The sequence below is a fragment of the Enterobacter sp. C6 genome, from assembly GCF_008122455.1.
Taxonomy (GTDB): domain Bacteria; phylum Pseudomonadota; class Gammaproteobacteria; order Enterobacterales; family Enterobacteriaceae; genus Enterobacter; species Enterobacter pseudoroggenkampii.
Map to the genome: position 1 here is coordinate 1 of NZ_QPFW01000135.1, position 9,661 is coordinate 9,661.

Annotated in this window: 9 protein-coding genes; 5 read left to right on the forward strand and 4 right to left on the reverse strand. The window is 56.5% G+C overall.

What is annotated here, in order from left to right:
- The 3 genes from DOU50_RS02525 to DOU50_RS02535 form a co-directional block, all read right to left on the reverse strand.
- Window positions 1-1,126 (reverse strand): DUF3131 domain-containing protein (locus tag DOU50_RS02525; RefSeq protein ID WP_148768719.1); only part of this gene is annotated, 1,126 nt, incomplete at its 3' end.
- Entirely contained in the window at window positions 1,123-2,442 is a 1,320-nt protein-coding gene (locus tag DOU50_RS02530) for a DUF3131 domain-containing protein (protein ID WP_148768720.1), read from the reverse strand. The genes DOU50_RS02530 and DOU50_RS02525, both read right to left, overlap by 4 nt.
- Window positions 2,439-4,256, reverse strand: coding sequence for a glycosyltransferase (locus DOU50_RS02535; RefSeq protein ID WP_148768721.1), 1,818 nt, complete (start codon window positions 4,254-4,256; stop codon window positions 2,439-2,441). Before DOU50_RS02535 ends, DOU50_RS02530 begins: the two co-directional genes overlap by 4 nt.
- A 280-nt stretch (window positions 4,257-4,536) precedes the next feature.
- On the opposite strand from DOU50_RS02535, the gene opgC reads away from it, so the two are divergent.
- From opgC to DOU50_RS02560, 5 genes are read left to right on the forward strand one after another with little or no spacing between them, the layout of a single operon-like run.
- A complete protein-coding gene (gene opgC, locus DOU50_RS02540) occupies window positions 4,537-5,754 on the forward strand; it encodes an OpgC domain-containing protein (RefSeq protein WP_148768722.1) in 1,218 nt (405 codons plus the stop codon).
- An 11-nt stretch (window positions 5,755-5,765) separates the two neighbouring features.
- Window positions 5,766-6,665: a hypothetical protein gene (locus tag DOU50_RS02545; protein ID WP_090418176.1), complete on the forward strand. Its 900-nt coding sequence runs from the start codon at window positions 5,766-5,768 to the stop codon at window positions 6,663-6,665.
- A 9-nt stretch (window positions 6,666-6,674) separates the two neighbouring features.
- Complete coding sequence (locus DOU50_RS02550; protein WP_024908545.1) at window positions 6,675-7,889, forward strand: PP2C family protein-serine/threonine phosphatase; 1,215 nt, start codon at window positions 6,675-6,677, stop codon at window positions 7,887-7,889.
- Window positions 7,879-8,217: an STAS domain-containing protein gene (locus tag DOU50_RS02555; RefSeq protein ID WP_148768723.1), complete on the forward strand. Its 339-nt coding sequence runs from the start codon at window positions 7,879-7,881 to the stop codon at window positions 8,215-8,217. The genes DOU50_RS02550 and DOU50_RS02555 overlap by 11 nt, the downstream gene beginning before the upstream one ends.
- Window positions 8,218-8,643, forward strand: a complete 426-nt coding sequence (locus tag DOU50_RS02560; protein WP_148768724.1) for an ATP-binding protein — start codon at window positions 8,218-8,220, stop codon at window positions 8,641-8,643.
- 28 nt (window positions 8,644-8,671) lie between these two features.
- Here the strand turns inward: DOU50_RS02560 and DOU50_RS02565 are convergent.
- Window positions 8,672-9,661, reverse strand: a 990-nt coding sequence (locus tag DOU50_RS02565; protein ID WP_148768725.1) for a UbiD family decarboxylase, incomplete at its 5' end; no start/stop codon positions are given.

Sequence of the window (9,661 nt, forward strand, 5' to 3'; positions counted from 1 at the left end):
TATAGGGGGAGTTCCACAGCACCCACATGCCCAGCGCCGCCTTCAACGATATCGCGGCAGCGTTAGGGACGAACTGGCCCTTATCGGTAATGGTGTTCCAGTTGTACCCGTCGCTGAAGACGGTGTCATAGACGAAGTAAGGGGCTTTATCGAGCTGGTGCTCAGATCGCGCGGTGAGGACGCCGGTAATGGTATAGCGGTTCTCCTGAGCCTGATAAACGCGGTCAGCAAAGTTTTTCATCCACGTCAGGGAGTAGTCGCGCGGGGCGTTATCCCGGTCGGTCGGTTTATCAAAGCCGAACTCCAGCCCGTAGAGCAGGTAGGATTCCGTCACCACGTAGTTATGCTGCGACGTGTTGCGCGGGTCGCGTGTATCGTACGGGACCAGCACGCAGTAGATTTCGGCAAGCTCGTAAGGCTGCGGACGGCTGGCTTTACAGGTATTAAACCCCCACAGCTGGAAACCGGCCGCGCCGTACTCTTCATAGCCCAGCCGACCTTCCTGAACATATTTCGGCTGGCCGTTCTCCAGATAGGCGCCGTACAGCGTGCCGCAGGGGTCGATCGCGTGGCTGAAATCCCAGCCGAGCACCACGTTATCAATGCTGTTGCCGTACTCCGGATAACGCTCTTTGATGATTTTCAGCCAGACCAGCATTCGCCCGATATCCAGCGCCGAGAAGCCAATTTCACCGGGCTTGTTGGTGTAGTCCACTTTCTGGCCGCTGATGGTGTTATAGGCCTTGTTGGGCAGCTCGTTGCGGAACAGTACCAGGGTATTTAACGTGGCGAGGAATTTTAGCATCCGGCGGTCAAATTCCGCTTTATCAATGATCCCCAACTCGCGCGCCGCCGTCAGGGCGGCCAGATAGGAGGCGCTGTCCCACATGGTGGTGGAGGGGTATTTGTTGACCGCATTCACCAGGCCCGTCGTGGGCTGATAGTTGGAGACGAAATACTGCCAGGCGTTTTTCGCGATGGTCATCTCTCGGGCGGTCAGCTCGCCGCTACGCGGGGAGTAACCTGATGCAGGAAGCTCGGTGTCCGCACGCACGGTCGATAAGGCCAGCCAGCAGATCGTTATTCCCGTGAGCAGGTGGAAAAGGATCGGGGATCGTGGCTTCATGGCGTTGCTCCTGCTGAGGGGGAAGTGGAGAGGCAGGCCAGACAGAGCATCTGGCCATGCGCGATGTAAGACAGACTTTCCAGCACAATGGCATTGGTATCGGCGTCTACGACGGCATTGACGCTGTTGTTGAGATTTAACCCGCGCTGCCAGCCTTTACCCGGCACCTGAAGCGGCAGAACCTGCTGGCGCAGCGCTTCGCTCCAGCTGTTGCGGAACAGGGCGTACCAGGCAAACGCGGTGCGTGTGGAGGTAATCGCCACCTTCTCCGGCACTTCGTCGCGCAGGTTGCGCGCCTGAACCGGCTGCCTGTTAGGCAGATCGTTAACATAATCCGGCGCCGGTTCGGCATAATCCGTGCTGACCGGCGGTTTTGGGGTACGCAGGCTATGACGCCGCTGTTGGATCTGCATAATCCGCCACGCGATTTCAGCGCTCTGCGCGTCAAAGCCCAGCTCAAGGCCGGTTAACAGATAGGGGAGACTGATCAGGGAGGTTTGCTTGCCCCAGGGCGTGCGTAGCCCTTCATCCGGCACCATCACGCCGTCCAGATCGATCATCTTTTGCCCTTCAGGCGGATTGGTCACCGCGAGGCCTGCCGCGCTGTCAATTAAGCGCAGCGTATGGCTGGCATAGAGCCTATAGCCAAAGCTGTCCCGCTGTTCGTCATCGGTCAGCGTCCAGTGATGGAGCGGCACCGCAGCCTGGCTTTGGGTGTTATTTTCAATCAGCGCCGCGGTGCGCCACACGCTCAACAAATCGCGGATGGCCGCCGCGTGCTGCGGATAGCGCCACAGCAGGGTCTGTAATGCCGTCAGCAGCCGGCTCAGACCGATTGCGGAGGCGTCAGGTTTGCCCAGAATCTTGAGTGTGTCAGCATGGTAATACGCGGCAGGGAGGCCTCGCTCGTTGAGCGGCAGCTGCCCCAGCGTAAACAGGGCCGTGCTGACCCTTTCGTCAAACTCATCGGTGGAAATGATGTTGAGCTGCTGTGCGGCGGCAGTCGCAAACAGATAGCTCCCCACGCTCCATAGACTCAGCCACGGTTCACCGTCGCTGGCGTTCGCCAGGCCGTTTGGCTGGGTATTATTCACGTAGTATTGCCAGGCGACCCGCGCCCAGATGGCTTCGTCATAGGTCAGCGCCCGTTTCGCAGGCAGCGGTGGGAAGTCTTTACTGAGCGCGATGCCGCCGCTGCTTTCCACACGCGTGGGCATCTGTTTCTCCACCCAGACCACAATGGCAAAGCCGAGCAGGAACCCGAGCAAAATGGTGAGGTAGCTGCGAGCGGGCAGCAGGGCATCACGTATCCTCATTGGGTGACCTCGTCCTCTTCAGCGGGCGTCCACAGGGCCGCGAAAATTAGCGGCAGCATGGCGGCGATGTTCACCCCTCCCCAGAAAATATTGATGACGTAGCCGGAGGGGTCGTCCACCTGTCCACGCGCCACCTGGATACCGCCCCAGACGAGTCCTGTCAGGGTCAGCACCACGATGGCTATCTGCGGCTTCACCAGGTAGAGAAAGCGGCCCGTCTGCCGCTCTTTTGGCGTAACGTGAAATTTGATCTGCTCGCCCCGCAGCACCGTATTGAGCGCGCGCAGGTTCATGGAAAAGAAGGAGAGGTAGGAGGCCCTGCCGTCCCAGGCCGAAATCCCCCATGTTCCGAACATAAAGGCCAGTTCAGAGAAAATAAAAAACGGGAGAAAGTGGAGATAAAACGGCGTCGACCAGGCGGATACCGGCGGAATGCCGGTGAACAGATAAATTATGGGTGAAATCAAAAACACCGTGTTCCACACGCAGGCCATGTACGACCAGAAGGTGGTGGCATACATCAGCGTCTGGGGTAGGGAAAGCCTGAAGCGGCGACGGCTGAAGATGTTGTCATGGAACAAAATATCCAGCGAGCCGGCGGCGTACTTAAAGCGCTGGATCATCCAGGTCAGCATATCCTGCGGAGAGAGCATCTTCGACTCCACCCGCGGGTGCATGACCGAGCGCCAGCGTCGCGCGGCGTCACCGTGCAGCAGCACCGAGGTGTAAATATCTTCCGAGACGTGGAATTTATAGGGCGTTAGCTCAGTGTCAAACGCTACGTGCGGGCGCATTGCCTCCTGCAGCGCTTCCCGCGTTTCGTCATCGCGAATATCGCGCGTATGGCGATGGATCTCCTCTTCGACGGACCAGACATAGCTGCGCAGCGCGGCCTGCATGACCGCTTCGCGACGGTGGATGGAGGCCGCGCCGCAGCAGAAAGCCGCGTTCGCCCAGTTTCGCCGCCGCAGGATCACGTCATAGAACATGCGTGGATCGTTAAAAAACGGGTCGCGGCCTATCGTGACCGGGCCAACACACTTTTGAATCAGCCAGCCCAGACCGTAGCCCACTTTTCCCGCTTTCCGCTGGCCCCAGCGTGACAAATTTTCACCTTCCGGAAGATCGAAGAACCACTGCGGCGTCTGCACCCAGGCCACGTCCGGATCACGGAAATAGCCCAGCGTATGGCTGAGCAGGGTGGGAAATACCCGGGTGTCGGCGTCGCAGATGACAATAAAATCGCCGTCAGTTTGCTCAAGGCCATTACGCAGATTACCGGCCTTAAAGCCGATGTTGGTCTGTCGACTGATGTAATTGACGCCTTCCTCATCACAAACGGCTTTCATCTCCGGGCGACGGCCGTCATCAAGCACGTGGATCCGGTAGTCAAGCGGGAACGGGTACGCCATCTTAAGGGCGTCGCGAATGGATAACCTGACCAGTTCGGTATCTTCCGAGTAGGTGGCAATGAACAGATCCACTTTTACAGGACGAGGTTCTACGGCCTCTTCTGGCGACAGGCATTCGTTAATTTCGCCAGGCGGCGGGCACTGGGGAGGATCCTGTTCTTTCCATAAATTGATGGTAAACAGCACGGTGCCGATCCACGCCAGCGTTTCGGCGAGAACCAGCGGTATGGCGTACCATAACGCGTCCGTATTCAGGGAGGAGGTCCAGCGCCAGTAAATATAATTGGCGCCCAGAATAAGCGCCGCGACCGCTAACACCTGCCAGGTCATCATTACCCAACGCGGTGTTGTTAACGGCTCCGGAGGACGACGATGTTCAAAACGGGAAAAATAAAAATCCATAGTTCCGGCGTTCCTGATTCCGTGAAAATGCAGACCCATTCTGCTGCGCAGACAGTTGCCCAAAAGAGAAAGAAAATAGCGATTAAACAAGATTTAAGATAAGTGTAGAACGCCGAATAAAAGTGTCCAGCCGCGTTTTTATTAATATGTAGCAGGGGTTAATTCAGCTTTAATTCTGCTTAATATGTTTCATCTGTCGCCGATAAATTGCAGTTACTATTCCTTTAGGCTATCTACTTTATTTAGACCTTAATGTTCGTTTTCAGGCAAAGGACACCCTATGAGCCATGTTGCGCCGTCCATCGCGCAAGAAGATGCCGCTAAATCAATAGCATGGCGTTATGCCGTTGCAGGTGCCCGGGATCTGAGAATTGACTTTATGCGCGGCATTGCCCTCGTCATGATGGTCGTGGCGCATACGGAGGTAATGTCGGTATTTAATATATTCTCCTGGGAGCGTTTTGGGTTGACCACAGGTGCTGAAGGGTTTGTTATTCTCTCGGGGTTTATGCTGGGAATGCTGAATCGCGCGCGTCTGCAAAAAGTGGTTTTACTCACGGTTTCCTGGGGGCTTTATCTCAGGGCGTGGAAAATATATCGCGTAAATATCATTGTCATAGTGTCATTTATTCTTCTGGCCTATATCCCACATATTAATATTTTCGAGGTTACCCATTTTACCGACCGTTTTTCGGGGCAAAGCTGGTCGCTTTATCCTGTTACGCCGCAGATTAAAGAGACCTGGTTCAACATTATTCTCTATTTGCAGATCGGCCCCCATCAGACGCAAATTCTGGGACTGTATATCTTTTTGCTGCTCTTTAGCCCCCTTTTTTTAGGGATGTTGCAGAAAGGGAAAGTCTGGTGGCTGTTAGGGCTGTCGCTGCTGGTGTACGGCCTGTGGCAGAGGTGGCCGCTTCGGCTGACCCCGTCGGAGTTCGAATTTGCCTTTCCGCTGCTGGCCTGGCAGTTCATCTTTGTGCTGGGCATGGTCAGCGGCTGGTATAAAGCCGAACTGATCTCTTTCGCACGCACGTCAGCAGGTAAAGTGGTGGTGGTTGCGCTGGTGATGGTGGCGCTCATTCTGGGGTTCGTTGCACAGAACCATACCAACCCGTTTATGCCCCCCGCGCTGCTGATGCACCTGATTCCACCGGACAGCTTCAATACCTTTTATCACACCTGGGCGGCGAAGAATGGGCTGGGCCCGGTGCGGGTGCTAAACGATATCGCCCTGATGGTTACCGTCTACCTGGTGCTGACATATTGCTGGACGCCGCTCAACCGCCTGCTGGGATGGTTCCTGATCCCGCTAGGCCAGCACTCGCTTTATACCTTTATTTTGCATGTGTACGTAGTGCTGCTGGTGAGCCAGTTCATCACCTTCGACTTATGGCGTCACGCCTGGATAGAGAACACGTTAGTGCATGCGGCGGCACTGGGTATTTTGTGGCTGATGGCAAAATACGACGTCGGCGCACGCTGGATACCTAACTAAGGATGGCGGTTATGCGCGAAAAATGGCTTCTGGCGGGCGTGCTGCTCGCCGCGATCCCCGCCGCAGAGGCGGCGCAAAGCAATGATAAAGAAACCCTGCGCGATAAGAACGGTGAACCCGTTCAGGCAGGCGTGTTTACCAGCCGGTGGGGGCGTTTGTTCTCGGGAAATGACAAGAAATTCTCTGGTGCCCTGAGCTTCAGTTCAGGGCTGAAAGAGCAGATGGTGAGCGTGCCCAATAGCTCGGACAGCGCCGCGCAGGAGAAAAAAATTAACCAGACGCTGAATCTGAGTCTTCAGTATTCCCCGTACAGCTTCTGGTTTGCCAACATTACCTCCCGGTTGCCCGTCAGGGATACCAACCGCTACACCGCGGACTTTCGCTATAGTTTCGGCTATGACGACTGGCATGCAAATACGTTTAGCCTGGTTTACGGAAACTACGGCGATAACCACTTCTGGACGTCGGGTAGCAGGAGACATACCTATTTCGAACAGGGTGCATTTACGCTGGCCTATAAGTTTTCCTTGCCCAAACCGATAGAAAATTCGCTGCTGATAAACAAAGGGGATTCCATTATTTGCCAGGTCGGGTACAGCTGGGTCCCGCGCTACTACGATCTCAGCAGCGATGACATCCGCAAAAATAAAAACGTCATGCTGGGCGGCTGCGGCTACACCTTCAAACAACATTTCTTCGTTCGTGCGACGGCATTCTGGTTTCCGGACAGCAGCCAGCAGCAGCCCTGGAACGGCGATTACAGCTACAGCTTTGGCTACGCGGGCTATACGCCGGGATCGTTCTCTGTTCAGTACGCTAACTATGCGGGGACGCGCTATCCGGGGCACGGCAACGGTAACGCAAAATTCAGGGAAGGGACCGTGAGCCTCATCTGGTTCTTACCGCTATAGGAGGGATACATGTCGGCTCTGCACGTGTTAATTGTTGAGGATTCGCTGATTTATCGTCGTCTACTCTCCCGGATGCTCACCCAGTGGGGGTATCTCGTGAGCGAGGCGGAAAATGGCGTCGCCGCGCTGGAAATCTTGTCCAGTCAGCCGGTTAGCATGGTGATAAGCGACTGGGAAATGCCGGAAATGGACGGACTTACGCTCTGTCAGACGATCCGTAACCGTCAGTTTGGCCACTATGTGTATATCATCCTGTTGACGGCCCGCGAGAATGCCGGGGACTTGACGCAGGGGTTTGATGCCGGGGCGGATGATTTTTTAAGCAAGCCCGTTGAACAGGCTGAACTTCGGGCGCGGCTCCACGCCGGGGTACGTATTTTGACGCTGGAGGCGACTCTCGCGGCGCATAACAAGCGCCTGAGTGAAGCGTTACATCAGATTGAAAAAGATCTTGAACTGGCGGCGCGCGTTCAGCACTCGGTGCTGCCTTCACACCGCTTACGCTATGGTGACTACTTCTCCGACTGGCTTTTCCTACCGTCAGCCTGGGTCTCGGGCGATGTGTTCAATATCTTTCCGCTGGATTCCCATCTGGGATTCTATTGCGTTGATGTCTCGGGTCACGGCGTGGGGGCCGCGATGATGTCCCTCGCGGTGGCTCGCCAGTTTTTACATGGCCGTGTGGTGGATCGCTTTCTGTTTACCGATGAGGGCGGTATTCAGTCACCTGCGGAGGTCGTCAGGATGTTGAACAGCCGCTTTTGCAGTGAAGAGAGCGACATCACCAGTTATTTCACGCTCATTTACGGCGTGATCGATCCAGAGAGTGGTGAGGGGTTGCTGTGTCAGGCCGGGCATCCCACTCCCGTCATTGTGAACGCAGACAGCGAAGTCACGTCCGTGGGCGATGGCGGCCCGCCGGTCGGGCTGATCCCAGACCTGAGCTGGGAGGACGTCGCGTTTACCCTCAATCCGGGGGATCGCTTATGCTTATTCAGTGACGGTATTACGGAGTGTGAGAACGTCAGCGGCGAGCAGTTTGGCCCGCAGCGTCTCGAACGCTGGCTTCATGAGCATGCCCGGCTCCCGGTTGACCAGCTCCTGCCGCGGTTTGGTGACCACCTGACCGACTGGCGCAATGCAAATCGTGATGAACCCATCGCCTTAACCGATGACGTGTCACTGCTCGTGATTGAGCGTCAGGGAGAACAGAATGATTATTAACACCGAACGATTACCACATGCCAATATTCTCACCCCCGCAGTTCGGCGGCTGGATGCGTCCATTGCCGCGGCGTTTAAGGCCTCTGTCACGGAAGAAATTGGCAGCGATCGTAAAGCCTTAATTGTCGATTTTAGCAAAGTGGACTTTATCGACAGCAGCGGGCTGGGGATGCTGGTGTCGTTGTTTAAGCTGATGAACGGGAAAGGCGAAATGGCGCTTTGCTCCCTGAACCCCGGGATCACGAATATGTTCATCCTGACCCGAATGGATCGCATATTCCGCATCTATCCGGATAAAAACAGCGCGCTTGCGCAGCTGGGGCAGTAGATGCAGACGCCGGAGCAGGCTGAATTTCCGGCGGCGATCGCGTCCCTGACGCCGCTGTCCGGCTGGCTGGGCGTCAGGTTGAGCGCGCTTCCCGTAGATGATGAGTGGCGTTTCGCCTTCGATCTCGCCGCCTGTGAAGTGGCGACGAATATCATCCGCTACGCGCTTCGTGAGGATAACTCGCGCGTCTTTCGTGTACAGTTCGACGTCCGCGGTAATGACGTCTGCGTTGTTTTTAGCGACGCGGGTGACGCGTTCCCGCAGGATCGGCTTGAGGCCGCCAGGCGAGACCGTTTCTGCGAAATGTCGCCGCTGCTGGAGAGCGGCAGGGGGCTGATGCTCATTTTGCTGAGCGTCGATCGTTTCACTGTGAAACGCGTGGCGGGTGAAAATATCGCCACGCTTGAAAAGAAAATAAGCGTATGACCTGTGGGCCATACGCGCGTGATTTTCTCTATTTTTTAGCGGCAAACAGCTCCGGCGCCCATGGACGCGGATCCACCTCCATAAACGGCGCGCGCTCGAAGCGGTCCTTCAGCGCCCACGGCACCGTGCAGTCGAAGATCGTCTTGCAGGAGATGCCGTTGCCGCGAATCGAGGTGCTGTAATCCGGCGACTGGGACGGATCCAGCTGGTGGCCGCGGATCCCCGGAATATTGGTGATGCTGACATCGCCCTGCATGCGCGTCGTCATTGCCCACAGGATGTCGTCGCTGTCGAAAATATCCACGTCTTCGTCGACAAGAATAATGTTCTTCAGCTCCGAATAGGTGGCTAAGGCGATAAGCGCCGCCTGGCCCTGACGTCCTTCGTCTGACGGCTGGCGTTTTTTCACCTGCAGGATACCGAGGAACTTGCCGCCGCCTGCGGTGTGTGCGTAGACGTTTTGCAGAAAGCCCGGAATCGCCTCTTCAACGGCATTACGGATACTGGCCTCGGTCGGCAATCCGGCCAGCGTGGTATGTTCTTCCCCCGGCCCCACCAGCGTTTGCAGGATGGCGTGGTTTCGCATGGTCACGGCTTTCACTTTGATCACCGGCAGGGAGGGATTCGCCTCGCCGCAGTAGCCCGGGAACTCCGGCATCGCGTGGCCGGTGTTGGTGTGCTGATCCTCTCTCACGCGCACGCCCGGAAGCAGTTCGCCTTCGATGATGATCTCCGCCCGCGCGATGGCTTTCTCTTTGACCGCCACGCCCTGCACCAGCTCAACCGGCTGCTGGCGCAGCGCCCCGGCGACGCCCAGCTCGTTATAACCAAATGGCGTGGTGGGGGCCTCAAAGCACGCGCCGATATAGATGGCGGGATCGAGACCCATGTTAATCGTCACCGGCAGCGGTTTTCCGGCATCTTCCGCCTTTTTGCGGAACACTTCGATGTGGCGCCCGGCGGCAAGGAACATGGAAAGCTCGTCGCGCTCCTGCACGCAGAGGCGGTGAATGGTGAC

What these genes read in the sequence shown, in the direction of transcription:
- DOU50_RS02530 (WP_148768720.1), bottom strand. Translation starts at nt 2,442, where the DNA reads ATGAGGATACGTGATGCCCTGCTGCCCGCTCGCAGCTACCTCACCATT.
- DOU50_RS02535 (WP_148768721.1), bottom strand. Translation starts at nt 4,256, where the DNA reads ATGGATTTTTATTTTTCCCGTTTTGAACATCGTCGTCCTCCGGAGCCG.
- opgC (WP_148768722.1), top strand. Translation starts at nt 4,537, where the DNA reads ATGAGCCATGTTGCGCCGTCCATCGCGCAAGAAGATGCCGCTAAATCA.
- DOU50_RS02545 (WP_090418176.1), top strand. Translation starts at nt 5,766, where the DNA reads ATGCGCGAAAAATGGCTTCTGGCGGGCGTGCTGCTCGCCGCGATCCCC.
- DOU50_RS02550 (WP_024908545.1), top strand. Translation starts at nt 6,675, where the DNA reads ATGTCGGCTCTGCACGTGTTAATTGTTGAGGATTCGCTGATTTATCGT.
- DOU50_RS02555 (WP_148768723.1), top strand. Translation starts at nt 7,879, where the DNA reads ATGATTATTAACACCGAACGATTACCACATGCCAATATTCTCACCCCC.
- DOU50_RS02560 (WP_148768724.1), top strand. Translation starts at nt 8,218, where the DNA reads ATGCAGACGCCGGAGCAGGCTGAATTTCCGGCGGCGATCGCGTCCCTG.